Origin of the sequence: Lacrimispora sinapis, from assembly GCF_043633585.1 — a bacterium.
In the GTDB taxonomy this organism is placed as follows: Bacteria; Bacillota; Clostridia; order Lachnospirales; family Lachnospiraceae; genus Lacrimispora; species Lacrimispora sinapis.
Map to the genome: position 1 here is coordinate 1,551,868 of NZ_CP141832.1, position 26,155 is coordinate 1,578,022.

Annotated in this window: 25 protein-coding genes, 1 pseudogene and 1 other annotated feature; of the genes and pseudogenes, 18 read left to right on the forward strand and 8 right to left on the reverse strand. The window is 44.3% G+C overall.

The annotated features are described in order from the left end of the window. Nucleotides 1-32 precede the first annotated feature (32 nt). From VIG27_RS07160 to VIG27_RS07220, 13 genes and pseudogenes are all read left to right on the forward strand, one after another. Nucleotides 33-815 carry a M15 family metallopeptidase gene (locus tag VIG27_RS07160; protein ID WP_394526598.1) on the forward strand — a complete coding sequence of 261 codons (783 nt, stop codon included), beginning with the start codon at nt 33-35 and terminating at the stop codon, nt 813-815. Nucleotides 816-1,192: 377 nt separating this feature from the next. Continuing rightward, nucleotides 1,193-1,762, forward strand: a complete 570-nt coding sequence (locus VIG27_RS07165; protein ID WP_394526601.1) for a thymidine kinase — start codon at nt 1,193-1,195, stop codon at nt 1,760-1,762. 163 nt (nt 1,763-1,925) lie between these two features. After that, the gene (locus tag VIG27_RS07170; RefSeq protein WP_394526604.1) at nt 1,926-2,495 is read left to right on the forward strand and encodes a hypothetical protein; all 570 of its coding nucleotides are present in this window, start codon (nt 1,926-1,928) and stop codon (nt 2,493-2,495) included. Next, nucleotides 2,488-2,697, forward strand: coding sequence for a hypothetical protein (locus VIG27_RS07175; protein ID WP_394526606.1), 210 nt, complete (start codon nt 2,488-2,490; stop codon nt 2,695-2,697). The genes VIG27_RS07170 and VIG27_RS07175 overlap by 8 nt, the downstream gene beginning before the upstream one ends. Before the next feature lie 467 nt (nt 2,698-3,164). Then, nucleotides 3,165-3,671, forward strand: coding sequence for a MarR family winged helix-turn-helix transcriptional regulator (locus tag VIG27_RS07180; RefSeq protein ID WP_394526608.1), 507 nt, complete (start codon nt 3,165-3,167; stop codon nt 3,669-3,671). 1 nt (nt 3,672) lies between these two features. Further along, nucleotides 3,673-5,412 (forward strand): ABC transporter ATP-binding protein, encoded by a 1,740-nt coding sequence (locus tag VIG27_RS07185; RefSeq protein WP_394526611.1) that lies wholly within the window; start codon nt 3,673-3,675, stop codon nt 5,410-5,412. Continuing rightward, nucleotides 5,413-7,272: an ABC transporter ATP-binding protein gene (locus tag VIG27_RS07190; RefSeq protein ID WP_394526614.1), complete on the forward strand. Its 1,860-nt coding sequence runs from the start codon at nt 5,413-5,415 to the stop codon at nt 7,270-7,272. A 257-nt stretch (nt 7,273-7,529) separates the two neighbouring features. Next, nucleotides 7,530-8,867 carry an electron transport complex subunit RsxC gene (gene rsxC, locus VIG27_RS07195; RefSeq protein ID WP_394526622.1) on the forward strand — a complete coding sequence of 446 codons (1,338 nt, stop codon included), beginning with the start codon at nt 7,530-7,532 and terminating at the stop codon, nt 8,865-8,867. Next, a complete protein-coding gene (locus tag VIG27_RS07200) occupies nt 8,864-9,787 on the forward strand; it encodes an RnfABCDGE type electron transport complex subunit D (RefSeq protein ID WP_394526626.1) in 924 nt (307 codons plus the stop codon). Before rsxC ends, VIG27_RS07200 begins: the two co-directional genes overlap by 4 nt. 1 nt (nt 9,788) lies before the next feature. Next, nucleotides 9,789-10,403 (forward strand): RnfABCDGE type electron transport complex subunit G, encoded by a 615-nt coding sequence (locus VIG27_RS07205; protein ID WP_394526629.1) that lies wholly within the window; start codon nt 9,789-9,791, stop codon nt 10,401-10,403. Nucleotides 10,404-10,414: 11 nt separating this feature from the next. Further along, nucleotides 10,415-11,125, forward strand: coding sequence for an electron transport complex subunit RsxE (rsxE, locus tag VIG27_RS07210; protein ID WP_394526633.1), 711 nt, complete (start codon nt 10,415-10,417; stop codon nt 11,123-11,125). A gap of 12 nt (nt 11,126-11,137) precedes the next feature. Continuing rightward, nucleotides 11,138-11,713 carry an electron transport complex protein RnfA gene (locus VIG27_RS07215; protein WP_394526635.1) on the forward strand — a complete coding sequence of 192 codons (576 nt, stop codon included), beginning with the start codon at nt 11,138-11,140 and terminating at the stop codon, nt 11,711-11,713. A gap of 16 nt (nt 11,714-11,729) precedes the next feature. After that, nucleotides 11,730-11,999 (forward strand): annotated as a pseudogene (locus tag VIG27_RS07220) ((Fe-S)-binding protein); the annotation flags it as partial. A 144-nt stretch (nt 12,000-12,143) separates the two neighbouring features. Here VIG27_RS07220 and uxaC read toward each other — a convergent pair. Both uxaC and VIG27_RS07230 read right to left on the reverse strand, forming a co-directional pair. Next, nucleotides 12,144-13,541 carry a glucuronate isomerase gene (gene uxaC / locus VIG27_RS07225; RefSeq protein WP_394526637.1) on the reverse strand — a complete coding sequence of 466 codons (1,398 nt, stop codon included), beginning with the start codon at nt 13,539-13,541 and terminating at the stop codon, nt 12,144-12,146. Between the two features lie 36 nt (nt 13,542-13,577). Then, nucleotides 13,578-14,579, reverse strand: a complete 1,002-nt coding sequence (locus tag VIG27_RS07230; protein WP_394526641.1) for a LacI family DNA-binding transcriptional regulator — start codon at nt 14,577-14,579, stop codon at nt 13,578-13,580. Nucleotides 14,580-14,793: 214 nt separating this feature from the next. Here VIG27_RS07230 and VIG27_RS07235 point away from each other — a divergent pair, with 214 nt between their 5' ends. The 4 genes from VIG27_RS07235 to VIG27_RS07250 all read left to right on the forward strand — a co-directional run bounded on the left by VIG27_RS07235 (nt 14,794) and on the right by VIG27_RS07250 (nt 18,524). Continuing rightward, nucleotides 14,794-15,555 carry an IclR family transcriptional regulator gene (locus tag VIG27_RS07235; RefSeq protein ID WP_394526643.1) on the forward strand — a complete coding sequence of 254 codons (762 nt, stop codon included), beginning with the start codon at nt 14,794-14,796 and terminating at the stop codon, nt 15,553-15,555. Nucleotides 15,556-15,664: 109 nt separating this feature from the next. Next, nucleotides 15,665-16,315 carry a bifunctional 2-keto-4-hydroxyglutarate aldolase/2-keto-3-deoxy-6-phosphogluconate aldolase gene (locus tag VIG27_RS07240; protein WP_394526646.1) on the forward strand — a complete coding sequence of 217 codons (651 nt, stop codon included), beginning with the start codon at nt 15,665-15,667 and terminating at the stop codon, nt 16,313-16,315. A 34-nt stretch (nt 16,316-16,349) separates the two neighbouring features. After that, nucleotides 16,350-17,381: a PfkB family carbohydrate kinase gene (locus VIG27_RS07245; RefSeq protein ID WP_394526648.1), complete on the forward strand. Its 1,032-nt coding sequence runs from the start codon at nt 16,350-16,352 to the stop codon at nt 17,379-17,381. Between the two features lie 117 nt (nt 17,382-17,498). Further along, the gene (locus VIG27_RS07250; protein WP_394526650.1) at nt 17,499-18,524 is read left to right on the forward strand and encodes a sugar kinase; all 1,026 of its coding nucleotides are present in this window, start codon (nt 17,499-17,501) and stop codon (nt 18,522-18,524) included. Nucleotides 18,525-18,675: 151 nt separating this feature from the next. Here VIG27_RS07250 and VIG27_RS07255 read toward each other — a convergent pair whose 3' ends face one another. The 3 genes from VIG27_RS07255 to VIG27_RS07265 are packed head-to-tail and all read right to left on the reverse strand — an operon-like array spanning nt 18,676 to nt 21,382. Then, nucleotides 18,676-19,449, reverse strand: coding sequence for an ABC transporter ATP-binding protein (locus VIG27_RS07255; protein WP_394526652.1), 774 nt, complete (start codon nt 19,447-19,449; stop codon nt 18,676-18,678). After that, entirely contained in the window at nt 19,442-20,326 is an 885-nt protein-coding gene (locus VIG27_RS07260) for an ABC transporter permease (protein ID WP_394526655.1), read from the reverse strand. The genes VIG27_RS07255 and VIG27_RS07260 overlap by 8 nt, the downstream gene beginning before the upstream one ends. A 36-nt stretch (nt 20,327-20,362) precedes the next feature. Next, complete coding sequence (locus tag VIG27_RS07265; protein WP_394526658.1) at nt 20,363-21,382, reverse strand: ABC transporter substrate-binding protein; 1,020 nt, start codon at nt 21,380-21,382, stop codon at nt 20,363-20,365. Between the two features lie 95 nt (nt 21,383-21,477). Next, nucleotides 21,478-21,721 (reverse strand) — a binding site (T-box leader). Nucleotides 21,722-21,960: 239 nt separating this feature from the next. Here VIG27_RS07265 and VIG27_RS07270 point away from each other — a divergent pair. Further along, the gene (locus VIG27_RS07270; RefSeq protein WP_394526664.1) at nt 21,961-22,473 is read left to right on the forward strand and encodes a cysteine hydrolase family protein; all 513 of its coding nucleotides are present in this window, start codon (nt 21,961-21,963) and stop codon (nt 22,471-22,473) included. Nucleotides 22,474-22,540: 67 nt separating this feature from the next. Here VIG27_RS07270 and aroA read toward each other — a convergent pair whose 3' ends face one another. The 3 genes from aroA to aroF are packed head-to-tail and all read right to left on the reverse strand — an operon-like array spanning nt 22,541 to nt 25,942. Then, complete coding sequence (gene aroA, locus VIG27_RS07275) at nt 22,541-23,818, reverse strand: 3-phosphoshikimate 1-carboxyvinyltransferase (protein WP_394526666.1); 1,278 nt, start codon at nt 23,816-23,818, stop codon at nt 22,541-22,543. 13 nt (nt 23,819-23,831) lie between these two features. Beyond that, on the reverse strand, nt 23,832-24,929 hold the full coding sequence (locus VIG27_RS07280; RefSeq protein WP_394526669.1) for a prephenate dehydrogenase/arogenate dehydrogenase family protein: 1,098 nt from the start codon (nt 24,927-24,929) through the stop codon (nt 23,832-23,834). Further along, nucleotides 24,926-25,942: a 3-deoxy-7-phosphoheptulonate synthase gene (aroF, locus tag VIG27_RS07285; RefSeq protein WP_394526672.1), complete on the reverse strand. Its 1,017-nt coding sequence runs from the start codon at nt 25,940-25,942 to the stop codon at nt 24,926-24,928. The genes VIG27_RS07280 and aroF overlap by 4 nt, the downstream gene beginning before the upstream one ends. Between the last annotated feature and the right edge of the window lie 213 nt (nt 25,943-26,155).

The window sequence follows — 26,155 nt, forward strand, 5'->3', positions numbered from 1 at the left end:
TATGTTAAAATAAGAAAAAGGAAGGTGTTATTATGAGAGATATTACATTATGCCACCCAAGGCTTCAGGTGTTGGCTGCTAAGCTGGTAGAAGAGTGCGGCAAACAGGGGTTAAAAATTGCCATAGGAGAAACGTTCCGGACCGTAGCAGAGCAGGATGCACTTTACGCAAAGGGAAGAACAAAGCCAGGAAAAAAAGTAACCAAGGCCCCCGGCAGTACATACAGTTCCTATCACCAGTGGGGAACTGCCTTTGATTTTTATAGAAATGATGGACAGGGAGCATATAATGACACCGATGGCTTCTTTCGTAAGGTTGGTGCGATTGGAGTCAGTATTGGTCTGGAATGGGGAGGGAACTGGAAGTCACCGGTCGACAAGCCACACTTCCAGCTTCCGGACTGGGGCAGTTCAACCAGCGGAATCAAGAAATATTATAAGAACCCAGAAGAATTCATGAAAACATGGTCTAAGGTAGAAGTGTCCCAGGTTAAGAAATCCGGCTGGAAAGAAGAGGATGGAGGCTTGCGTTACTATAACGGAGATACTGGTTTGCCGGTCTGTAATGACTGGGTGAAGGATGACGGCAAGTGGTACTGGTTTGACGGTGCTGGTATGATGGTAAAAAACACCTGGTATCAATACAAGGGGGAATGGTATTACCTGGGACCGGACGGCGCAATGTGTAAATCTCAGCTGGTAGAAAACTCTGGTAAAATTTACGCGGTAGACGCTGGTGGCAAGATGATTACGGAGCCAGTGACCCTCACTCCTGATCAGGATGGCGCGTTACAGTGGCCAGGGCTGGTGAAGTAAGTGTCTGTTTCTATTGTAAATAATCCATTCTTATGCTAATATATTCATGGTTGTTCCGTGTTGCATTTTCGTGTTGCATAGTTGCGAAAAAGTGCAACATGAGCTGAAAAGCAGCTCCACATAGAGAAAGATAAAAACACCGGGAAACCTCGTATTTATAAGGAATCCCGGTGTTTGCTGGTTTTTCCGTCAATGCCTATTTACGGGTTCAACTCCCGTCTGCTCCACTTTTAATTAACGGCGGAAACTCAGGCTTTACAAAGAGGTTTCGCTTTTTTTTTGTGTCTTGCTGTCTGGATACAGTTGCAGACACTTCATAAAATTAAAAGAAAGGAAAAGTATGATATTTAGTTTCTTACACATCATACAAAAATAAGATGGCTAAATTATATTTTAAATATGGTGCAATGGGAAGTTCCAAGACCGCCAACGCACTGATGACCAGGTACAATTTTATGGAAAAGGGGAAACAGGTACTTCTTGTAAAGCCTGATATAGAAACCAGGGATGATATTAAAAAAATCAAATCAAGAATTGGTTTAGAAGCCGAATGCATTTTATGGTCAGAGTTAGAAAACTATCCTCCGGATAGAATCAAACAGTTTGATGTGATTATTGTAGATGAAGTACAGTTTCTTTCAGAAAGTAATATCGATCTGCTTGCTGGCTTTGTGGACTACTATCAGATTCCGGTCCTGTGCTACGGACTCCGGACAGATTTTACTTCCCATCTTTTTCCAGGTTCCAAAAGGCTTTTGGAGCTTGCAGATGAAATAGAAGAATTAAAAACAGCGTGCTGGTGCGGCAAGTATGCAGCCATGAACGCCCGCATTGATAAAAACGGCAATGTACTCAGAAGCGGCGAACAGATTTTATTAGGGGCAAACGATAAATATGTGGCATTGTGCCGAAAGCATTATAATGAAGGGAAGATTAAGGAAGATTAATTCTTTTCACGTTTTCAGCAAACCTGGCATATCTTGAATCATATGATAAAAATGTCAAAGGACTTTCAAGACAATGCGCAGGGAGAAAAAGTTAAAAAAATGTTCGCTGGATAGAACGAAGTATAACCATTACAAAGAGGTATTTAAAGAGAAAGGGTTCGTAATGTTCCGGGTAAGAGGAATGCTTTATTATAACCGGACCGTAATGAGGGAACCCGAAATCACAGCACAGGTCACAAAAACGGCCAGACAGGCTGGAATGGAAATGGCAGGAGTGGAAAGCCGCGTGAAATCCAGAAGATCCTATTTTAAAAAGCTGCGAAGAAAATGCGGTCCAAGAGAAAGCACTTATAAGGTAAAAGACATACTCAGGTATACGTACACGGCTTCCGGAGAAGAACTGGTGGAGAAAATTCAAAAAACCATTGAGCTGTATTTAAATTCCGGTTATAATACGGTTGAGATTAAGAATTACTGGCTCGACAGGCAAAATCCTTACAACGGGATCAACACTACCGTGCGTTCTCCGGAAGGTCTTTCATTTGAACTGCAGTATCACACGCCGGAAAGCTTTGAAGTGAAGAATGGAAAGATGCATGAACTATACGAGAAGCAAAGGCCTATCAAAGACGTAAGCAGTAAAAGGTACATAGAGCTGGGCGATCAGATGTTTGAATTGTCGGATTCTATGGAGATTCCTAAGGGCATAGAAAAGGTGAAAGCGCATGAATGAAACCAGATTTTTAAAACTGACCGATTATGATAACCGGGGAACTGTAATAAAACAGGAAGGAAGACAGTTCTTCGGATATGAACAAGGAGCGTGGGTGAGGCGAGGACTGTCGCTCGGGTATTTTTATCCGGATGCCCCGGAATTTGACTGCTACGAAGTGATAACGGAAAAAGAAGCGAAAAAGCTGCTGAATGCGGAATAAAGCCACCGGTATACAGACGGTTGGCCGGATTCCGCATTTTTATGTGACCGCAATGGAATCAGAGGAATGTGTGCGGAGCAGGCTTCATTATAAATAATGAAAAGCTTTAAGCTGCTCCATGTGAAAAAGAAGGACAAGATGTTTCCCGCCGTCTGCAGCATATGCTTTACAGCCAGTTATATTTTTCCTTTGAAAAGAAATCTTTCTGCATGAATTTAAAACTTATTTATTACATGGAACCTTGTAAATGGGTTATGATATTACCACTGAGAACAAAATGAAACCGTTATTGTTCCAAAATAGGTGGCTGCTATCTTGGACCTTTTAGCAAAATATACAAAAGTTTAGAGAATTTTTATCAAAAAAACATAATTTGTTTCGTTGCATTTAAAAACATACAGTGCTATACTTTCACATAGTTAATTAGCTAATTATTAATTGGCTAATCGAAAGGGGGCATTTTATAAATGGAACCAACGTGTGGAAGGGATGAGGAGGATACGAAGAATCCTTTTTCCTTGCGTAGAGCTGTCATGATGGAATATATGAGGATCATGAAGCTGTACCGCTCGATTCTGGAATCGCGTTTTAAGCAGACTGGAGTATACCGGAGCCAGCACCAGATCTTAATGATGCTTTCAGACCATAACAATGCATCGCAGAAGGAACTGGCAGAACGTCTATATGTTTCCACCGCCACCATAGCAGTTTCTGTGAAAAAATTAGAAAAGGGCGGATTTATTACCCGGCTTGTGGATCAGGAAGATAACCGGATGAACAAGCTTTGTCTTACAGAAAAAGGAAAGCATATGGTAAAAATCAGCCGGGAATATTTTTTAAATGTAGAAGCACAGATGTTTCATGGCTTTTCAAAAGATGAATTGAGTGCCATGGAACAATTTTTAAACCGTATTTATGATAATTTATCTCAAATACCTTTGGATAAACATCTGGCAGAAAGAGAGGATTTATAACTTGAAACGATATTGGAGATATATAAAGCCGTATCTGAGCGCATTTATTTTGGCACCGCTGCTGATGCTGACGGAAGTTTTTGGAGAGATACTGCTTCCCAAGCTGACTTCCATGATCATCAACAACGGAGTAGCAGATAGAGACGTAGGATACATTATGCGTGTGGGCGGAGTCATGATTTTCATCGCCGTTATTATGGCTGCAGGCGGAATTGGAGGTTCCTATTTTTCTTCAAAGGCTTCGATCTGCTTCAGTACGGATTTAAGAAAAGACATTTTTCATAAGGTTCAGCAGTTTTCTTTCAAAAACATTGATGATTTCAGTACCGGATCATTGGTTACCAGGCTGACCAATGACATTCAGCAGATTCAAAATGTTATTATGCTGAGTCTCCGCCTGATGTTTCGGGCCCCTGGAATGCTGGTGGGCGGTCTGATCATGGCTTATTTGATGAACCGGCAGCTGGTGCTCATTCTGCTTGTAGTGATTCCATTGCTGCTTTTGGCTATTTTCGTTATATTAAAGGCGGCATTTCCCCGGTTTGAGGCGATGCAGAAGAAGATCGACCGTCTGAATTCCGGTGTACAGGAAGCATTGACCAATGTGCGGGTCATCAAGTCTTTTGTAAGGGAAGACTATGAGGCAGAGAAATTTAAGAAAACAAACAGAGAGTTAAAGGAAGGCAGTCTGGAAGCCATGAAAATCGTTATAGCTACCATGCCTGTCATGATGCTTGCAATGAACATCACCACCATTGCTGTAGTCTGGTATGGAGGTAACTTGATTATTGCAGGGAAGATGCCGGTAGGGGATTTGACGGCATTCACCATTTATATCATCCAGATTCTCATGTCCCTGATGCTGCTTTCCATGGTATTTTTACAGGCCTCCCGTGCAATGGCCTCCTTAAAGCGTGTGAATGAGATCCTGGATACGGAGATTGATTTAACAGACGATCATTCGGCGAACAAATCAGCTATGGTTACCAAAGGAAAAGTAGAGTTTCGTGATGTCAGCTTCCAGTACGCAAAAGGTACGGAAGAGATGGTTTTAAAAAAGATAAACTTTACAGCGGAACAGGGAGAGACCATAGGAATTATTGGTTCAACAGGAAGCGGAAAAACTTCTCTGGTACAATTGATTCCCCGTCTTTACGATGCGGACCAGGGGCAGGTGCTGGTAGACGGCATAGATGTAAAAGATTATTCCATCAAAAATTTAAGAGAAAGCGTTGCTATGGTTTTACAGCAAAATGTTCTGTTTTCAGGAACCATTGCAGAAAATCTTCGCTGGGGTGATGAAAATGCAACCATGGAAGATCTTATTGCAATGGCAGAAAGTGCTCAGGCCCATGGATTCGTATCCAGTTTTACCGATGGGTATGATACGGATTTAGGCCACGGCGGTTCCAATGTTTCCGGAGGTCAGAAGCAACGATTGTGCATTGCCAGAGCATTGTTAAAGAGACCAAAAATTCTGATTTTAGATGACAGTACTTCGGCTGTTGATACGGCAACAGAGACCAAAATCCGTGAGTGCTTCCAGACCACCTTAAAAGATACCACCAAATTCATTATCGCACAGAGGATCAGTTCTGTGGAAAATGCAGATAAGATCATTGTACTGGATGAAGGTGAGATCGTGGGCATGGGATCACACGAAGAACTGATGCAGTCCTGTGAAGCTTATCAGGAAATCTATTATTCGCAGCGGGATCGAAAAGAGGAGGTGGGTGCATAAATGGAGAACCAGCAGAAAATTGAAAGCTTAAAAAAGCGTTACGAGCGATCTGTGCCGATTCCAAAACGTAACGATGGTATGAACAGAAAGCAAGTAAAAACGGCAGCTCCTAAAAACACCGGGGCAACGGTAAAACGACTTCTTTCTTATTTAAAAGAATACAAACTTTTTATGGGGATTGCACTCGTCTGTGTCATTGCAGGAACGCTGTCGCAGCTGGCTGGTTCGTATATGCTCCGGCCTCTCATTAATGAGTATATTGCTCCCATAGACGGCAGCAGGGGAAGTGTTTCCGGCCTGTTCAGAGGAGTGGCAGTAATGGCAGCAATTTTAGTTGTTGGTGTGGCAGCAAACTATATACAGTCCAGGATCATGCTTTCCGTGGCCCAGAATGCACTTCAGAAAATAAGAAATGATCTCTTTGAAAAAATGCAGACCCTTCCTGTCCGGTTTTACGACACCAACAATAACGGTGATCTGATGAGCCGTTTCAGCAATGATGTGGATACCATCGGTCAGATGCTCAGCAATACGCTGGTTCAGCTTTTTTCAGGCGCACTTAGCATTGTAGGAACCCTTGCCCTGATGATTTATACTAATATCTGGCTGACCATTGTAACTATTATTATTGTTCCCATCATGGTAATGGCGGGGAAGGCTGTGGCATCGAGAAGCCAGAAGTACTTTACGGCCCAACAAGCTTCATTGGGAGCGGTCAATGGCTATATCGAAGAGACTATCAGCGGTCAAAAGGTAGTAAAGGTATTCTGTCATGAAGCGGTAGCAGAAGAAGAATTTGATCTTTTAAATGAAGATTTAAGAAACAACATGATCCATGCCCAGTTCTTTGGAGGAGTCATGATGCCCATCATGGGCAATTTGAGCCAGTTGAATTACACACTGACTGCCTGTGTGGGTGGACTTTTGTGTGTGCTTCGTGGGTTTGACGTTGGCGGACTTACAGTATTTTTATCGTTCTCCCGGCAGTTCAGCCGTCCCATCAATGAGATTTCCATGCAGGTGAGCAACGTATTTACTGCACTTGCCGGTGCGGAGCGGGTTTTTGCTATCATGGATGAAGAACCGGAACCAGCGGATGATAAAGATGCAGTGGTGCTGGAGCCAATGAACGGATATGTGGAACTGAGCCATGTGACCTTTGGATATAATTCAGACAAAGTGATCTTAAAAGATATCAGTCTTTATGCGAAGCCAGGGCAGAAAATCGCCTTTGTAGGTTCTACCGGAGCTGGAAAGACCACGATCACCAACCTTCTCAACCGTTTTTATGATATCCAGGGTGGGGAAATCACCATTGACGGTCAAAATATCCGCCATTTGAAGAAGGAAAATCTTCGCAGAAATATAGCAATGGTACTTCAGGATACCCATCTCTTTACCGGAACCGTAATGGAAAATATTCGCTACGGACGGCTGGAAGCGACCGATGAAGAGGTCATCGAAGCAGCAAAGACAGCGTCAGCATACTCCTTTATTATGAGGCTGCCAGCGGGCTTTGACACAGTTTTAGAGGGAGACGGTGCCAATTTAAGTCAGGGACAGAGACAGCTTTTAAACATTGCCAGGGCCGCTATTTCAAAAGCCCCCATTCTGATCCTTGATGAGGCAACCAGTTCCGTGGATACCAGAACGGAAAAGCACATTGAACGAGGCATGGACCGGCTGATGGCAGACCGTACCACCTTTGTCATCGCTCACCGATTATCCACCGTCCGCAATGCCAATGCAATTATGGTTCTGGAAAACGGACAGATCATCGAGCGGGGAGATCACGATGATTTACTGGCACAGAAGGGAAGATATTATCAGCTTTACACCGGGGCTGTGGAATTGGATTAAAAGGGAATATCAGTTGATGGTATCGCAGGAGCATGGAAGAATTTTATCCATGCTCCTGATTTTGATTGATGAAATCAAGAAACAATGATGCAATAATTTTCAGAAAATTGGTATATAAAATATAGTATGAAATAAAATATGAGGGGAAGTACATTTTAAAATTGACATTTGTTTGTTAAATGATTGGCATTGTTTCATATACCATATTATGGTATACTGATTAAGCCACAAGCATTTGCAGAGAAAGGGGGAATTAGATGGGTTTACCTACATTAAAGGGTGGCATTCATCTTTATGAGGGAAAAGAATTGTCTGAGGATAAACCGGTAGTGATGCTGCAGTCAAAAGGTGAGATGGTTTTTCCTTTGTCCCAGCATATTGGAGCTCCGGCAAAGCCTTTGGTGGCAGCAGGAGACCATGTTTTAGTCGGACAGAAAATCGGGGAGATGGACGGTGTTATTTCCGCCTGTGTAATCAGTTCTGTTTCAGGGACCGTGAAAGCCATTGAACCGAGAATGATAGCAAATGGTACTATGATTATGTCCATTATTATAGAAAATGACGAAACGTATCAGACAATAGAATCCTTTGGAATAAAGCGTGACCCCAAAACGTTATCTAAGGAAGAAATACGCAATATAATCAAAGAGGCAGGCATCGTCGGATTGGGGGGAGCCGGGTTTCCTACCTATGTAAAACTGAGTCCGCGGGATGATGCAAAGATCGACACGGTGATTGTAAATGGTGCGGAATGTGAACCATATCTGACTTCGGATTACCGGCTGATGATTGAAGAGCCGGAGAAGATCATAAAGGGACTTCAGATTATGCTTCAGCTTTTTGAACATGCAAGAGGCGTTATCAGTATTGAGGATAACAAGCCCAAGGCAATCGAAAAATTACAAGAGCTTGCAAAAGATGAACCACGCATTACAATTCTTCCTATTAAGACAAAATATCCCCAGGGTTGGGAGAGAACCCTGATTAATAATGTGACAGGAAGAAAGATAAACTCCGATATGCTGCCGGCAGAAGCAGGCTGTATTGTGAATAACGTGGGTACGGTGATTTCCATATACAATGCTGTCGCAGAAAATACTCCTCTGATCCGCCGTATCATTACGGTAACAGGAGATGCGATACAAAACCCTCAGAATTATTGCGTCAGAATCGGAACCAGCTATCAACAGCTGGTGGAAGCATCGGGTGGCTATAAAACTGAACCGAAAAAGTTGATTTCCGGCGGTCCTATGATGGGACAGGCTATGGCTCATACAGATATACCGGTGACCAAGGTTTCTTCAGCCCTGGTCGCTATGGCTGAAGATGAGACTGCCGGGAATCCGGCGGCAGCATGCATCCGCTGCGGAAGATGCGTCCGGGTCTGCCCTGGCCGCCTTGTACCTCAGAAGATGGTCCTGGCAGCGGCTAATTCTGATGCGGAACGGTTTTTTAAGCTCAACGGGATGGAGTGCTGTGAGTGCGGTTCCTGTTCGTATATCTGTCCGGCAAGGATTCCCCTCACTGAAACATTTATTAAGACCCACCAGAGCATTACAATTAAAAAAGAGAACAAGCGGGAGGCGAAAAGATGACACAATCATTAAGCATTTCTTCTTCACCTCATATCAGAGACCAGGTAACCACATCAAATATTATGTTTGATGTTGCCATTGCCTTAATACCGGCTTCTGCGTATGGGGTGTACCAGTTCGGGATAAAGGCCGCCCTGGTTTTATTGATCAGTGTAATTTCCTGTATCCTCAGTGAATATGTATTTGAAGCCCTTATGGGGAAAACGGTTACAATCAGCGATGGCAGTGCACTTGTAACCGGTATGATTTTAGGCCTTAATATGCCGCCTGCCATACCACTGTGGATTCCATTTTTGGGCGGGATTTTTGCTATCATTGTCGTTAAGCAGCTTTACGGCGGGATCGGCCAGAACTTTATGAATCCTGCGTTGGCAGCCAGATGTTTTCTTCTCATTTCTTTTTCCGGGCAGATGACCACGTTTACATACCATGACGCGGTTGTAAGCCCTACCCCGCTTGCTTCTTTAAAGGCAGGACAGTCCGTGGACCTGACTGCTATGTTTATCGGAAAGATCCCGGGTTCCATGGGAGAAGTATCGGTCATTGCTCTGTTAATCGGAGCTGCCTACATGCTGATCCGGAAGGTGATCTCTATCCGGATACCGGCTGCGTATTTGATTACGTTTGCTCTGTTTGTATTTATCTTCGGCCGTCAGGATCTTACTTATGTGCTGGCACATTTGTGCGGCGGCGGTGTGATTTTTGGTGCATTCTTTATGGCTACGGATTATTCGTCCAGCCCCATTACTGTTAAGGGCCAGATCCTGTTTGGAATCCTTTTAGGAATATTGACCGGCTTGTTCCGTTTGTTTGGAGGTTCTGCGGAAGGTGTTTCCTATGCTATTATTTTCAGCAATATTCTGGTGCCTCTGATTGAGGAGATTTCTCTTCCAAAAGCGTTTGGAAAGGAGAGAGGATAAAATGAAGAATAGCAGAATTATCAAAGATGCGTTGATTTTATTTGTGATCACCGTTATTTCCGGATTATTGCTTGGCGGCGTGCATGAACTTACAAAGGAGACCATTGAAAAGTCAGGTATGTCCGCAAAGAACGAAGCGAATCGGGCGGTATTTCCGGAAGCTTCAGAATTTAAGACCGATGACAAACTGACAGAAGCCGTGGAAAGCAGCAATGCCGAACTTCCTTCAAAGGATTATGGCAATGTAGGGATCGACCAGGCACTTGCAGCAATTGATGAAAGCGGGACGGTTCTTGGATATGCGGTTACCTGTTATTCCAACGACAGCTATAACGGGCCCGTAAAGATTTTGGTAGGAATCAATGCGGATAAAAGCTTAAAAGGAATTGAAGTCCTGGAAATCAATGATACACCGGGACTGGGGCAGCTGGCAAAAGAACCTGCATTTAAGGGACAATTTACAGGAAAATCTGCAGAAACGCTTACTGTGGCCCAGTCAGGAAGCGGCGGTGAGTCAGAGATCAATGCCATCAGCGGAGCGACCATTACATCCCGTGCGGTCACCAATGCGGTCAATGCCGCACTGTATCTGGCGTATCATCACATAGAACAATAGGAGGTGGAAAGATGAAAAATCAATATACGGAACGGTTATGGAACGGTATTATTAAAGAAAATCCTACCCTTGTATTGATGCTTGGCATGTGTCCGACCCTGGCGGTCACCACATCCGTGATCAATGGGCTGGGAATGGGGATTTCCACAGCGGTGGTGTTACTGTTTTCCAACATGATTATTTCTGCGATGCGTAAAATCATATCGGATACCATTCGGATTCCTGCCTATATTGTGATTGTTGCCACACTGGTTACCACGGTCCAGCTGCTTTTGCAGGCTTATGTACCATCTCTTTATACGGCTCTTGGGATCTATATCCCGCTCATAGTGGTAAACTGTATTATTTTAGGACGTGCGGAAGCGTTTGCTTCTAAAAACGGAGTGTTGGTTTCTGCTTTTGACGGTTTAGGAATGGGAATCGGTTTTACAATCGCACTTACCTGCATTGGTTTTGTGAGGGAACTTTTGGGTTCCGGTTCTGTGTTTGGATATACGTTCATTCCAGAGGGGTATCAGATCACGATATTTTCCCTGGCTCCGGGAGCATTTTTCGTCCTGGCTGGTCTGACGGCGTTGCAGAATAAATTTAAAGCCCCATCTGCAACGAACGGGGCCTCTGATTCCTGTGACAGCTGCGGCTCCTGTATGGGAACCTGCGGCGTTTCCGGGCAAAAGAGTGGTAAAAGCGGCAATGCCAAAAACGGGAAAAGGGAGAAATAGGAGGAGGAAACAATGAAAGAATTGTTATTAATTGCGGTTGGTGCGGCCTTGGTAAATAACGTAGTGCTCAGTCAGTTCCTTGGCCTATGTCCGTTTCTTGGAGTTTCAAAAAACGTAAAGACCTCAGCTGGTATGGGAGCTGCAGTGATCTTTGTCATTACGATTTCTTCTCTGGTCACCAGCCTGATCTATAACGGGATTTTAGTGGGACTTCATCTGGAATACCTGCAGACGATTGTGTTTATTCTGGTGATTGCGGCTTTGGTCCAGTTTGTGGAAATGTTCTTAAAGAAATCCATGCCGCCTCTTCATAAAGCGCTGGGAGTATATCTTCCTCTGATCACAACCAACTGTGCGGTACTTGGTGCCGCTCTTACCAATGTATCAAAGAATTACGGAATCCTTCAGAGTGTGGTAAACGGCATTGGGATTTCCATTGGTTTTACCATTGCCATCGTTATGCTGGCAGGCATCCGGGAAAAGATTGAATACAATGATATTCCCAAGTCATTTCAAGGCTCACCCATTGTTCTTATCACAGCAGGACTTATGGCCATTGCATTTTTCGGATTTGTCGGATTGATTTAAAGGGGGAAGAATAGAAATGATAACGGGAATAATTTATGCGGCCGCCGTGTTAGGCGGGACCGGTCTGTTGATCGGCCTGTTTTTGGGCATCGCCAGTGAGAAATTAAAAGCGGATACAGATGAAAGACAGGTGAAAATCCGTCAGGCGCTGCCGGGAATTAACTGTGGCGGTTGCGGGTATGCAGGCTGCGATGCATTGGCGAGTGCCATTGCCGAGGGCAAGGCACCGGTCACGGGATGCCCGGTGGGGAGAGAGAAAACAGCGGAGAAAATCCGGGAAATCATGAAGGATTTTTAAAGAAGTCTCATCTGTTTTACCAAGTTAAGTCCCTGCCACTCTTTTGATATAAAAAACTCCTCTGCCGGATTGAAATGGGCAGGGGAGTTTTTCGTATTTATAATGTGTTATTTCTATTTAAAACTGAAAATATTAAAACTGAAAATAATTCATAGCGTTATTATAGGAAATACCTTCGATGATTTCTTTCAATGCCTTCTGGTCATTTGGATATTCTCCGTTGTCAACCCACCCGCCGATCAACTCACAAAGGATTCTGCGGAAGTATTCGTGCCTGGTATAAGACAAAAAGCTTCTGGAGTCAGTGAGCATACCAATGAAGTTTCCAAAGCATCCTACATTGGCCAGAGAGGTCATCTGCTCGGTCATGCCGATCTTGTGATCATTAAACCACCATGCGGAACCATGCTGGATCTTACCTGGAAAATCGCTCTGGAAGCAGCCGATGATGGTGCCGATGGAAGCATTGTCATTGGGATTTAAGGAGTAGATGATGGTTTTTGGGATCTCATTGGTTGCACTCAAAGCGTTTAAGAAATCTGCCATCTGTGCGGATGGTGCGTAGTTGTTGATGCAGTCATAACCGGTATCAGGCCCCAGCTTTTCAAACATCATGGCATTGTTGTCACGTTTGCAGCCATAATGAAGCTGCATCACCCAGCCCATGCGGTTGTATTCTTTTGCAACGAATAACATAAAGGCAGTTTTATATTTCAGTTCGTCTTCTTTAGAAATGGTTTTTCCGGAAAGACCTTTTGCAAAAATAGCTTCAAGCTCTGTTTCATCAGCAGGAACATACATGACGTATTCAAGGGCGTGGTCAGATACGGAACAGCCCTGGCTCTTAAAGAATTCCATACGGTTTTTCAGTGCAGTTTTAAGGGACGCAAAATCCTTGATTTCAATGCCGCTGGCAGCGGATAATTTTGCTATGTATGCCGCAAAATCAGGTTTTTCTACATTCATAGCCTTGTCCGGTCTCCAGGCAGGAAGCACTTTTACATCAAAAGAAGAATCAGCAGCGATTTTCTGATGCCACTCCAGTGTATCGGCAGGATCGTCTGTGGTACAGATAACCGTAACGTTTGACTGTTTGATGATATTGCGGACGCTCATGGAATCTTCATGAAGCTTTTCATTGCATAAATTCCATACCTCCTCAGCCGTATCTCCGTTTAGATAACCGGTGTAGCCGAAATATCTCTGAAGTTCCAAATGGCTCCAGTGATAGAGAGGGTTGCCGATCAGTTTTGACAGCGTCTCTGCCCACTTCTGGAATTTCTCACGGTCTGAAGCATCGCCGGTAATAAATCGTTCATCAACCCCATTGGAACGCATCTGGCGCCATTTATAATGATCACCGCCTAACCAAACCTGGGTAATGTTATCAAATTTGCGGTCTTCGTAGATTTCCTGTGGGTTGATGTGGCAGTGATAATCAACGATGGGCATTTTTTTTGCATAGGTGTGATAAAGTGCCTTTGCTGCTTCCGTTGACAATAAGAAATCCTGATCCATAAACTGTTTCATGTTAGTGAATCCTCCTTGTATATAAGTATATAAAAATTAAAAATTAGTAGTACCTCGTTTGATCAATTCCGGCGTGATCGTAGTTTTAGCCGGTACGTTCCCGTTGTTTAACACTTTCATCAAAGTGTTGACGGTTGTGGTACACAGTGCTTCCACCTTATTGTCTACGGAAGTAATCTCAGGAGTCGTACACCTTGACAGGATCGAATTATTGTATCCTATGATGTTTAAATCCTCCGGAATCTTAATTCCGGCCTGATCCGCATATTTGACCGCACCAACCGCCAGAATATCCTCTGCAGCCAGAACAGCATCAAAATGTATTCCGCTGGAGGAGAGTTTCTTAAGCTGTTCCATCGCAGCGTCAAGATCCTTCTGGCAAAGCACCATAAGTTCTTCCTTCACCGTAAAACCTGCATCTCTTACCGCTTTCCGGTATCCGGAAAGCTTACGCAAGTTGCTGTAGGAGTTTCCGGAATAAAGATAAAGTATGGATTTCCGCCCGGATTTTATCAGGCTTGCTGCCGCACTGCAGACTGCGGCATGGTCGTCGCAGACGGTGCTGTAAATCTGTTCTCCTTCCAGACTTCCGTTGACCAGCATCAAAGGAATGTCTTTTGCCGTCTCCAAAAGATAAGCATTGTCCTTGGGCCGTGCCTCTATATAATGGGAACCGGTCAGAATAATGGCATCCACCCGTTTGGAACAAAGCAGCTCCAAATACTTCTTTTTGGTCTCAGGAAGATATCCGCTGCAGCAGAGAATAGAATCATAACCATTGCTCCGGAGTTCTTTTTCCAGATAGTAGATGGCTTCTGCCAGCCAGGGGTCCGAGGAATCGGAACACATAATCCCAATGGTTTTCATTGTATTAAGGCCAAGGCTTCTGGCAAATACATTAGGGGTATAGCCAAGCTCCTCCATGACAGCAAGTACCCGCTGTCTGGTTTTTTCACTGACATTGGGATTTCCGTTAATCACGCGGGAAACGGTGGCAATTGAAACGTGAGCATGTTCGGAAACATCGTATATATTCAATAGCAGCACCTCCGTAATTGTAAGTATTTACATACCGCTTTTATTATATCTAATTATGATTAATAATACAATCCCTGATTTGTTATTTTCCCAAAATATTGGAGTAAAACATGACTTTTTTGTAAATGCTTACAAAAGAGTCGTATATGCGAAAATAAACTTGCATTTTTTTCAATTCCAGGAGTATACTAAGACTTAGAAATGGAGGCAAGACATGAAACTGAATAGAACTACGCAAAGAACAGTGGAAATTTTAAAAATGATTTCCCGGACACCGGAAGGTGCCACATTAGATGATATCTGTGAAAAACTGAACCTGCCCAAAACCAGTGCCTACGATATCGTTACCACTCTGGCAGAGATGGGGATGGTAAATGTGAAGCGGGGGCAGAAGCAGATTTATACCATAGGCTTAATGTCTTACCGCATTGGAATCAATTACACCAATAATCTGGATTTTATAGGAATCATAGAGCCGGTTTTAAAGGCATTTGCAAAAGAAGTGGGGAAAACAGTCTTTTTCGGAATCCCTTCCGATCATCATGTTGTATACATATGTAAGTTTGAACCGGAGAATCCTATTATAACGACGGCTACCGTAGGGTCCAAAAATCCTTTATACTGTACTTCCCTTGGAAAGGTAATTCTTGCGTACAGCGAAGAGGAAAAAAGAGAGCAGATGATCAGCCGCATTAAATTTACCCAGTTTACCGAGCGGACGGTCAAGGACAGAGACCAGCTGATTCATGAGCTTAATATAGTCCGGGAGAGAGGCTATGCGTTCGACGCCAGAGAGATGGAAGAACACATGCAGTGTGTGGGGGCTCCTGTCTTTGACCGGGATGGCAATGTGCTCGGAGCTATCAGCGTTTCCACGCTTTATAAACCCACCGAGGATTATGAAACCCTGGGTAAACTCATAGCGGAAAAGGCCATGGAGGTTTCCCGATTATTAGGATTTCTTGGAAAAATATAAGGATTACCTGTTGACAAAATGAATAGAAACGATTAATATTCAAGTATAGGAATCGTAAATATGAAGTTAATTCGTATATGCGAACTTTAAGAAGGAGAGAGGAACAATCATGAAAAAAGAACAGGTTTTATCAAAGATGAAAAAAGACTGTCTGGTTGCTGTCGTTCGTGCAAAAAACTTAGAGCAGGGTGAAAAAGTAGTTGACGCCATCATTTCCGGGGGGATCAATTTTATTGAAATTACAATGACTATGGATGAAGGAAATCCCATTGAATTTATTTCAAAGATGTCAGAAAAATATAGCAGGAATGAGGATGTTGTGATCGGTGCAGGTACGGTACTTGATCCTGAGACAGCAAGAGCAGCAATCCTTGCTGGTGCAAATTATGTAGTAAGCCCAGGCTTAAATGTTGAGACCATTAAGCTTTGCAACCGTTACAGAGTTCCTATGCTTCCGGGGGTTATGACTCCTACCGAAGCAATCACCGCATTGGAAGCAGGCTGTGACGTTATAAAGATATTCCCCGGCAACATCATGGGACCATCCGCAATCAGTTCCTTTAAGGGACCTCTTCCTCAGGGAGAATTCATGCCCTCCGGCGGTGTTGACGTTGATAATGTTGACAAATGGATCAAGGCTGGCGCATATGCAGTCGGTACAGGAAGCAGCTTGACAAAGGGCGCTAAAACAGGCGATTTTGCAGCCGTTACCGCAAAAGCAAAAGAATTTGTAGAGGCAGTGGCAGCAGCACGCAAATAATTTAAAATCAGCAGGAGATTAAGGAGAGTACAAAATGGCAAAGATCGTAACCATGGGTGAAATCATGTTAAGATTATCTACCCCGAACAATGAAAAATTTATTCAGGCAGATGAATTTGATGTAAACTACGGCGGCGGAGAGGCAAACGTAGCAGTTTCTTTAGCCAACTACGGACACGACGTTGAATTTGTAACAGCAATCCCGAAGAATCCTATCGGGGATTGTGCGGTTGCTGCTTTAAGAAAATACAATGTAGGAACAAAGCACATCGCAAGAGGCGGCGAAAGACTTGGTATCTATTTCTTAGAAACAGGTTCTGCTATGAGAGCTTCTTCCGTTGTTTATGACAGAGCACATTCATCCATCTCTACAGCTACGGCTGCTGATTTTAACTTTGATGAGATCTTTGAAGGTGCGGACTGGTTTCATTTTACAGGAATTACACCGGCAGTCAGCGATCGTGCTGCAGAGCTGACGGAAGCTGCATTAAAGGCAGCAAAAGCTCATGGTGTTACGGTTTCCGTTGACTTGAACTTCCGTAAAAAATTATGGTCTTCTGAGAAAGCCCAGAAGGTAATGACAAACTTTATGCAGTATGTGGATGTTTGTATCGGCAATGAAGAGGATGCGGAAAAGGTTCTTGGCTTTAAGCCGGGCAATACTGATGTAACAAGCGGAGAACTGGAATTACAGGGCTATGTAGACATCTTCAATCAGATGATCGACAAGTTCGGTTTCAAATATGTTATCAGCTCCTTGCGTGAAAGCCGTTCTGCATCGGATAACGGCTGGTCTGCTTGTATCATGGATGGTAAGACCCGCGAATTCTATCATTCTAAAAAATATCACATTACGCCAATCGTGGACCGCGTAGGCGGAGGCGACTCCTTTGCAGCTGGCGTTATTTCCGGTATGAGTGACGGAAAGGACTTCAAAGGTGCACTTGAATTTGCAGTAGCAGCTTCTGCATTAAAGCACACGATCCCAGGAGATTTCAACCTGGTAACCAGAGAGGATGTTGAGACTCTGGCAGGAGGAGACGGATCAGGACGTGTTCAGAGATAGTGACTGACCGACTGTCTGCAGACAGGAGAAGGATTCCTGCCATTTACAAATAATATAAGACATCGGGGATCATTCTTTAATGATCCCCTTTTTAAAACTAATGGAGGAAATGTCAGAATGAGCAACAGACCATTTGATTTATTAAGTCTGGGCGAATTGCTTTTGCGTCTGTCTCCGGCAGGTGTGGAAAGACTGGTCCGGGGTGATTCCTTTATGAAACAGGTTGGGGGTGCGGAGTTAAATGTTGCGGTGGGGGCAGCCCTTTTGGGACTTCACACTGGTTTGGTGACCCAGCTTCCTGCTCATGATATGGGAAAATTTGCAAAGAACAAAGTTCGTTCCTATGGCATCAGTGATGACTATTTTGTATATGACCAAAGTGCAAATGCAAGACTGGGGTTATATTATTATGAGTACGGAGCTTATCCGAGAAAGCCCAAGGTGGTTTACGACAGAAAGAACAGCTCCTTTGTCTATATCAGTGAAGACTCTTTCCCGGATGAGATGTATCGGGCAGCGACCTGCTTTCATACGACCGGTATCACCCTGGCTCTTTGCGAAAATACCAGGAAAACGGCCATTGATATGATAAAGAAATTTAAGGCAAGCGGAACCATCATTTCCTTTGATGTGAATTTCCGCGGCAATCTATGGACGGGGGAAGAAGCCAGGGAATGCATTGAACAGATCCTTCCCTATGTGGATATTTTCTTCTGCTCGGAAGATACCGCCAGACTGACCTTTAAAAAACAGGGAACGGTCAAAGAGATGATGAAGAGCTTTACCCAGGAGTATCCGATTTCCATTGTGGCTTCTACTCAGAGAATCGTACATAGCCCGAAAAGCCATACCTTTGGGTCCGTGATATACGATGCGGCCAGAATGAAATATTACGAGGAAGAGCCTTACCATAACATTGATGTGGTGGACCGGATCGGAAGCGGAGATGCTTATATTGCAGGTGCTCTTTACGGCCTTTTAAGCAGCGGAGGAGACTGTATGAAAGCAGTTCAGTACGGCAACGCCACCGCAGCATTAAAGAATACCATTCCAGGTGATTTGCCGACTTCTGATTTAAGTGAGGTTGACACGGTGATCCGGGAACACAATGAGAAAGGTCCTCAGAGTGAAATGAGCAGATAATTAATAGTGGCGGTATTCTGGAAAACGAAGTCATCGTGGATGGAATTGTGGAGCAAAGATATTGGATCAGAATCCAATAAATGAGCATCCAGTCTATGCAAAAAGGATCGGTCAATAATTTCTGACCGGTCCTTTTTGCATAGACTGTTTTTTAGTTTCCGCACTCAATGCTGATTTCGTTAAATTTTTCAAGAATAAATTCTGTATCCAGACCATTTTTATCCTCTCCGGATTTATCGACCACTGCAGAACCCTGATGCATCATCAGCAGGCGGTTTCCGTATTCCACCGCATACCGCAGGTTATGAGTGACCATGATGGTGGTCAGATGTTTTTCTTTTACAATTTTATCGGTCAGCTGCATGATGATCTCCGCTGTCTTAGGGTCCAGAGCAGCAGTATGTTCATCTAAAATCAGGAATTCAATAGGAGTCATGGTGGACATGAGCAGTGCCATTGCCTGCCGCTGGCCGCCGGATAAAACACCGACCTTTACGTGAAGCTTATCTTCAAGGCCCAGGCCCAGAGACCGAAGCTGTTCTTTATAATAGGTGATCCGCTGCTTGTTGGTTCCGGGAAGGAGATTAAAAGGCTTTCCCTTGGTATCTGCAATTGCCATATTCTCTAGGATTGTCATGTTCGGGCAGGTTCCCATGGACGGGTTCTGATAGACCCTTCCAATGCGGCGCTGGCGCTTGTATTCCGGCATATTGGAAATGTCAATTCCGTTGATGCGGATGGAGCCGCTGTCTAAGGGAATGCTGCCGCAGATGATGTTTAAGAGGGAGGTTTTACCGGAACCGTTGCTTCCTACAACCGATACAAACTGCTGATCCTCAATGGTCAGTGAAAAGTCCCGGAACAGGCACATTTCATTGACCGTTCCCTGATTGTAATATTTGTTGATGTTATGAAGCTCAAGCATGATTTTTTACCTTCCTTTCTCTGCCGTTGCTGAGTACCAGAATTCCTAAAAACAGCACGGAGGTAATCAGTTTTAGATCCGAAGCTTCCATGCCCATATAGATGGCAATGGAAACGCAGGCCTTATAAATAATGGAACCAATGACAACTGCGGTGGTTGCCTTAACCGCTCCGAACCGTTTGAAAAGTTTCGTACCAATGATAACATTAGCAAGACCGATCACGATGGTACCGGTTCCCATACTGATTTCAAAAAAGCCTTTTTGCTGGCAGTATACGGAACCGGCTAAAGCTGCCAGGCCGTTGGCAATGGCAAGGCCCAGGATCTTTACAGAGCCTTTATCCTTGGCAAGAGAGGTAACAAGGGTCTCATTGTCCCCCACCGCCCGTAATAAGTAGCCCGATCTGGTTTTTAAATACAGGTCAAGAAGAAGCTTTACGATCAGGACGATCACAGCCAGTATTATAATAACGCTGATGTCAGAAAGACCTTCAGGAACCAGGCGGCTCACCAGAGCGTTTTCAAAAATGGAATCATTGTTGAAAAACGCCACGTTGGACTTTCCGGCCAATCTTAAATTGATCGAGTAGAGCGCAGTCATGACAATAATACCGGACAGAAGGTCTCTTACCTTTAATTTTACGTGAATGAAACCGGTAACACATCCCGCCAGGACACCGGCTGCAAAAGCAATCAACAGTGTTGCCAGCGGATTGAATCCTGCCAGAATCAAAGTGGCTGTAATTGCCCCTCCCAACGGAAAGGTCCCATCTACAGACAGATCCGGAAAATCCAGTATTTTATAGGTAATGTATACGCCCAGTGCCATGATGGCATAAACCAGACCTTCTTCTAAAACGCCAAGTATGATTGACATGATATGACTTCCTCCAATATGGTTCGATAATAAGTATTACTGTTTGATCTCTTTAAACATCTCAGCGGCAGAATCGGTAAGCTCTGCAGGCAAGGTGATTCCAAGATTTTCTGCTGCTTTCGCATTTCCGTAGAACGCTGCTTCCTTAATCACTTCAAAATTCATCTCACTTGCTTTGGCTTCACCTTTTAAGACTTTTGCAGCCATTTTACCGGTCTGCTTTCCTAAATCTACGTAATCAAGTCCCATAGCGGCCAGACAACCGATTTTAACCTGTTCCACTTCGCTTCCGAAGACAGGAATGTTTTTCTTTGCAGCTTTGTCTAAAATAAGCGGAAGAGAGCTGACTACGGTATTATCTGTTAAGTTATTTAAGCAGTCCACCTTCTGTAAGAGACTGTCGGTTGCCAGAGGTATGTCAGCAGGAGCGGAGACAGGGCCTTCTACGATCTCAAAGCCGTAGTCAGCGGCTGCAGCCTTATATTCGGCAATTGCAGCTTCCGAGTTTACTTCGCTGGTGCTGTAAAGAATTCCGATGGTTTTCGCATCTGGAAGGATTTTACGGATCATTTCCAGCTGTTTTTCTACCGGCAGCTTGTCGCTGGTTCCGGTTACTTCGCCGACAGAAGTTCCGTCTTCCTTGGCGAGGGCAGCAGCGACCGGATCAGTAACAGCGGTATAAATGACTGGGACTTCTGATTTTTTCGCTCCGCTGTAAGCCGCCTGTGCCATTGGTGTCGCGATGGCGCAGATAAGGTCCGCCTTTTTGGAGAGGAAATTGTTCACGATCTGGCTTGCTGTGCCGCCGTCAGCCTGAGCATTTTCATACAGAATGGTTAAGTTTTTGTTTTCTTCGATTCCTTCCTCTTTTAACCCTTCCAAAAAGCCTTCCCGGCAATTATCAAGAGAGCCGTGTTCCGCAAACTGGCCGATGCCGATGGTGTATGCGCTGCCTTCTTTTGAACCTTCCGATGCTTTTGCAGGAGCCTTGGAACAGGCGGAGAGTGCTGTGGCAGCGGTTGCTGCGATTAATAACAGTTTAACAGATTTTTTCATAAATATGTCCTCCTTGAATGGTTGTTCGTTGATAGAAAAGGAAGGCAGCGGAGACTCTTTGAAATAAAAAAAGTCCCAAGTATGTTCTAAACCATACTTGAGACGAATTATACAATCCGCGGTGCCACTCAAATTGACTTTATAAAAGTCCACTTTTCATATACAAACATATATGCCACAAAAATAACGGTTGTGGAATCCGTCAGCCCCTACTGAAAATCTGGTTCAGGGCCGCCCTCAAAAGTCCATTCGGCTATCCGCTTTATACCGCACTCACACCAACGGCGGCTCTCTGAAATAATGCAGGGAAAGCTTACTCTTCTTTTTCAACGGTTTGTTTTATTTAGTCACTATCTTAATGCGTTAAAGTGTTTTTGTCAACCAATATTTGAAAAATATTTTTATAAGACCTTTTCCAATCCTGGCAACTCCTTGAAGACTTGCATGTAATAGGATACATCTGTTATAATATATGCAGATATGGTTTCTTCTCTGCATGTTTTAGGAAGAGTCATTCTTTTTATTTAGAGATAATTATGCTGCAATACAGATACGATCTGTCTATGGAGGGTTGGCTTATGAAAAAATTACTGATTGTAGTGGATATGCAAAAGGATTTTATTGACGGGGCCCTGGGAACCAAAGAGGCAAGGGCCATTGTTCCCAATGTAAAAAAGAAGATTGAAGAGTATCAGGCGAACAAAGAGGATGTGCTCTTTACCCTGGATACCCATGAGAACGATTACCTGGAAACCCAGGAGGGGAAGAAGCTTCCTGTGGTCCATTGCATTCGCGGAACAAACGGCTGGGGGCTTCACGAAGCTCTGAAGGAATTCCCGGGGCGGAGATTTGAAAAGAATACCTTTGGAAGTGCAGATTTGGCAGAATTTTTAAAGAACAAAGAATATGCGTCCATAGAACTCATTGGATTGTGTACCGACATCTGCGTGATTTCCAATGCGCTGTTAATCAAAGCGTTTTTGCCTGAGATGCCCATTCGTGTGGATGCCTCCTGTTGTGCCGGTGTAACGCCTGAGAGCCATGAGAATGCGCTCAATGCCATGAAGGTATGTCAGATTGAAGTTATCTGACCGCAGCATAAAATAATAAGAAAAAGAAATGCCGGGATAATAACGTTTCCATCCGGCATTTCTTTTTTTATTGGAACAATGATTGAAGATCATGATAAAAGCCAGGATAAGAAATATTGACGCATTCTGCGCCTAAAATTTCCGTTTCCCCTTCTGCGCACAATCCGGTCACGGCAAAAGTCATAGCGATCCGATGGTCCAGCCTGCTGTCAATAACGGCTCCGTGAAGGGGTTTTCCTCCCCGGATGATCATGCCGTATTCTGTTTCCTCAACATCAGCGCCCATGGCAGAAAGATTGCGGACCATGACTTCAATGCGGTTGGATTCCTTTACTTTAAGTTCCCCAGCGTCTTTTATGATGGTTTCCCCTTCTGCAAAACAAGCCATGGCAGCAATCATGGGAAGCTCGTCAATGAGCCTTGGAATAATGGCTCCTTCAATGGTTATGCCATGAAGAGAACTTGATTTTACCAAAATATCCGCAGTAGGTTCTCCGGAATCCGTATTTTCATTAAGAAGAGTGATATTGCCGCCCATATCCCTGCATACGGAAAGGATGCCGTCACGGGTCGGATTGATTCCTGCATTTTTAATCAAAATCTCGGAACCTGGTACCATAAGCCCTGCCGCAAGAAAGAATGCTGCGGAGGAGATATCTCCGGGAACTGCGATCTTGTTGCCGTAAAGCTCCTTTGCCGGAGTGATACAGGCGGTGGTTCCTTCTGTTTTCACATCAGCGCCAAAGTAGTTTAACATGATTTCCGAATGGTTCCTGGATCTATACGGTTCGGTTACCTTTGTTTCTCCTTCGGCATACAGACCTGCCAGAAGAATGGAAGATTTGATCTGGGCGGAAGCAACCTTACTGGTATAGTGGATGCCGTGAAGGGGTTTTCCCGAAATGGCAAGAGGTGCACAGCCGTTGTCAGAGATGCTTTTGATATCCGCGCCCATTAAGGATAATGGCTCTATGATCCTTTTCATAGGACGTTTTTTTATGGAATCGTCCCCGGTCAAGGTCACGTCAAAATCCTGGGCAGCCAATATGCCGGAAATCAGGCGGGTCGTTGTTCCGCTGTTTCCGCAGTCAAGGATGCCAGCCGGTTTTTTCAGCCCATGCAGTCCGTTTCCCTTTACAATCACACTGTCACCGTTTATTTCAATGGAAATTCCCATTTTCCGAAAACAGGAGATGGTGGAAAGACAGTCGGCACCAGGAAGAAAATGGCTGATTTCAGTGGTTCCTTTCGCGATGGAGCCCAACATCACGCTGCGATGGGATACGGATTTATCACCAGGTATGGTTATTTCTCCCTTTAAAGGGGAGGCTTTTGTGAATTTCATAGGATACCTCTCTTTAATTCGATATTAAATCATAATGATATCGTTCCAGTTGTTTCCATGCTTGTTCCATGGTTTCCTTATTATAGAACGAGATTCTTAAAGTCCCTTCCCCGTGTTCCCGGTTGTGGTTGATGCCGATATTTTTTATGCTGATGCCTTTTGCAGCCAGGATAACCGATAAGGTGGAGATTGCACCCACTTCATCCGCCATATTTACGGTAAAGGAATAATCCGGTACAATGGGGCCTCTGGCTTTCTCGGAAAGTGTGTTCCGGTAATCCCGGGAGGTCTCAAACAAATGGTAAATATACGAATGGTTCTTTGCCTCCAATTCTTCAAGAATCTGGTTTAAGGACGCAATGTATCGTTTGAGTATCAGGGAAAGATTCTCATGATTTGTCATGCAGATCTGTTCCCATATTACCGGAGAAGAAGAAGCGATTCGGGTGATGTCTTTGAAGCCGCCTGCAGAAAGCCGTTTCATCAGCTCCTGTTCGTTATCGGAATCCTTAACCAGATTTACAAGGCTTGAAGCTACGATATGGGGCAGATGGCTGATGGCGGCGGCCACAAAATCATGCTCTTTGTAATCCAGAACCAGGGGAATGGAACCGATGCATTCGGCAATCTGGATCAACCGGTCCACCTGCTCCCTGGAGGAACTGGCGGTGGGAGTAATAATATAATAGGCGTTCTCAAGCAGAAGGTCGGTGGAATTTTCATATCCTGTTTTTTCCGAACCGGCCATGGGATGACCTCCTACAAAACAGGATTCCATGCCAAGACGGATGACTGCTTCGTGGATGTCTGTCTTGGTACTGCCTACATCCGTAATAATGGCACCAGGTTTTCGGTAGGGGCTGATTTTTTCTAAATATTCTGCATTATATTCCACAGGGGTGCAAAGGAAAATCATGTCACATTCCTTTAACTCCTCCCCAATGCCATCTAAAATCACATCTACAATTCCCTCATCCCTGGCTTTTTGCAGCGTCGCTTTGGAACGCATGTAAGCCATAATCCTGGTACTTGGTTTTTCACGCTTGATCCCTTTGGCAATGGAACCGCCAATCAGACCAAGCCCGATAAAGGCAATGGCAGCTTCACTCATGAAGAAACCCTCCCGGAAAGTTTTGCATAAGGTTCTAATTCGTTCATCATGTGATCAAACTGATCGAAAGTCAGAGACTGTGGACCGTCGGATAAAGCACAGGAAGGACATGGGTGGACTTCCACAATAAGACCGTCGGCTCCAACTGCAAGTGCCGCCTTTGAAATCGGCTCAATGTATGCCCGGACTCCCGTGGCATGGCTGGGATCAATAATAATGGGCAGATGGCTCTTGGAACGGATCACAGGAACAGCACTGATGTCCAGGGTGTTTCTGGTGGCGGTTTCATAGGTACGGATGCCCCGTTCACAGAGGACAATGTTTGGGTTTCCCTCTGATGCAATGTATTCAGCCGCATTGAGCCATTCATCAATGGTAGCGCATAAGCCTCTCTTTAGCAGAACAGGAACTCCGGCCCGGCCTGCCTCCTTTAACAGCTCAAAGTTCTGCATGTTACGTGCTCCGATTTGGATCATATCCACATATTTAACGGCTGTTTCAAGGGCGCGTAAGCTGGTGGCTTCACAGATAATATTCAGTCCGGTGGCTTCTCTGGCTTCCTTCATGTATTTTAAGCCTTCCTCCTCCAGCCCCTGAAATGCGTAAGGGGAAGTTCTCGGTTTGTATGCGCCGCCTCTTAAAAACTGTGCACCGGCTTTTTTCACAGCAGCCGCAGTTTCCAGAAGCATGTCCCTGTTTTCAATGGCACAGGGACCTGCCATCATGGTGAAGTGGCCTGGGCCGATCTTTGCAGTACCGACCGTGATCACGGAATCCTCTGGGTGGAATTTTTTATTGACCAGTTTATAGGATTCTGTCACATTCACGATTTTATCCACACCTTCGATCAGTTCAATGTTAGCACCCTGAAGCTTTGATTTGTCGCCGATGACACCTACGATGGTCACTTCGGCCCCCTTGGATAAATGTGCCTGAAGGCCATTCGCCTCAATAATTTGTTTGATTTTAATCACAGCTTCCTCAGAAGCATTGGGCTTCATAATAATAATCATAATAGATTTCCTCTCTTTTTGCTAATGGTTAATCCCCATTGTATAAGATAACCTTCCGGTTGTCAACGCTTTTATACTTTAAAGTTCAACACTTTAAAGTAAATTTTGATTTTATTTCTTTTTAACTTCAAATTAATGGTATAAATTCAATCCTTATGGTAGAATATCTGTTATAACAGCAGAAGCAATAGTTTGATCGGTAATACTGCCGCA

Coding starts and splice junctions, on each gene's coding strand:
- VIG27_RS07160 (WP_394526598.1), top strand. CDS start 33: ATGAGAGATATTACATTATGCCACCCAAGGCTTCAGGTGTTGGCTGCT.
- VIG27_RS07165 (WP_394526601.1), top strand. CDS start 1,193: ATGGCTAAATTATATTTTAAATATGGTGCAATGGGAAGTTCCAAGACC.
- VIG27_RS07170 (WP_394526604.1), top strand. CDS start 1,926: ATGTTCCGGGTAAGAGGAATGCTTTATTATAACCGGACCGTAATGAGG.
- VIG27_RS07175 (WP_394526606.1), top strand. CDS start 2,488: ATGAATGAAACCAGATTTTTAAAACTGACCGATTATGATAACCGGGGA.
- VIG27_RS07180 (WP_394526608.1), top strand. CDS start 3,165: ATGGAACCAACGTGTGGAAGGGATGAGGAGGATACGAAGAATCCTTTT.
- VIG27_RS07190 (WP_394526614.1), top strand. CDS start 5,413: ATGGAGAACCAGCAGAAAATTGAAAGCTTAAAAAAGCGTTACGAGCGA.
- rsxC (WP_394526622.1), top strand. CDS start 7,530: ATGGGTTTACCTACATTAAAGGGTGGCATTCATCTTTATGAGGGAAAA.
- VIG27_RS07200 (WP_394526626.1), top strand. CDS start 8,864: ATGACACAATCATTAAGCATTTCTTCTTCACCTCATATCAGAGACCAG.
- VIG27_RS07205 (WP_394526629.1), top strand. CDS start 9,789: ATGAAGAATAGCAGAATTATCAAAGATGCGTTGATTTTATTTGTGATC.
- rsxE (WP_394526633.1), top strand. CDS start 10,415: ATGAAAAATCAATATACGGAACGGTTATGGAACGGTATTATTAAAGAA.
- VIG27_RS07215 (WP_394526635.1), top strand. CDS start 11,138: ATGAAAGAATTGTTATTAATTGCGGTTGGTGCGGCCTTGGTAAATAAC.
- uxaC (WP_394526637.1), bottom strand. CDS start 13,541: ATGAAACAGTTTATGGATCAGGATTTCTTATTGTCAACGGAAGCAGCA.
- VIG27_RS07235 (WP_394526643.1), top strand. CDS start 14,794: ATGAAACTGAATAGAACTACGCAAAGAACAGTGGAAATTTTAAAAATG.
- VIG27_RS07240 (WP_394526646.1), top strand. CDS start 15,665: ATGAAAAAAGAACAGGTTTTATCAAAGATGAAAAAAGACTGTCTGGTT.
- VIG27_RS07245 (WP_394526648.1), top strand. CDS start 16,350: ATGGCAAAGATCGTAACCATGGGTGAAATCATGTTAAGATTATCTACC.
- VIG27_RS07250 (WP_394526650.1), top strand. CDS start 17,499: ATGAGCAACAGACCATTTGATTTATTAAGTCTGGGCGAATTGCTTTTG.
- VIG27_RS07255 (WP_394526652.1), bottom strand. CDS start 19,449: ATGCTTGAGCTTCATAACATCAACAAATATTACAATCAGGGAACGGTC.
- VIG27_RS07260 (WP_394526655.1), bottom strand. CDS start 20,326: ATGTCAATCATACTTGGCGTTTTAGAAGAAGGTCTGGTTTATGCCATC.
- VIG27_RS07265 (WP_394526658.1), bottom strand. CDS start 21,382: ATGAAAAAATCTGTTAAACTGTTATTAATCGCAGCAACCGCTGCCACA.
- VIG27_RS07270 (WP_394526664.1), top strand. CDS start 21,961: ATGAAAAAATTACTGATTGTAGTGGATATGCAAAAGGATTTTATTGAC.
- aroA (WP_394526666.1), bottom strand. CDS start 23,818: ATGAAATTCACAAAAGCCTCCCCTTTAAAGGGAGAAATAACCATACCT.
- VIG27_RS07280 (WP_394526669.1), bottom strand. CDS start 24,929: ATGAGTGAAGCTGCCATTGCCTTTATCGGGCTTGGTCTGATTGGCGGT.
- aroF (WP_394526672.1), bottom strand. CDS start 25,942: ATGATTATTATTATGAAGCCCAATGCTTCTGAGGAAGCTGTGATTAAA.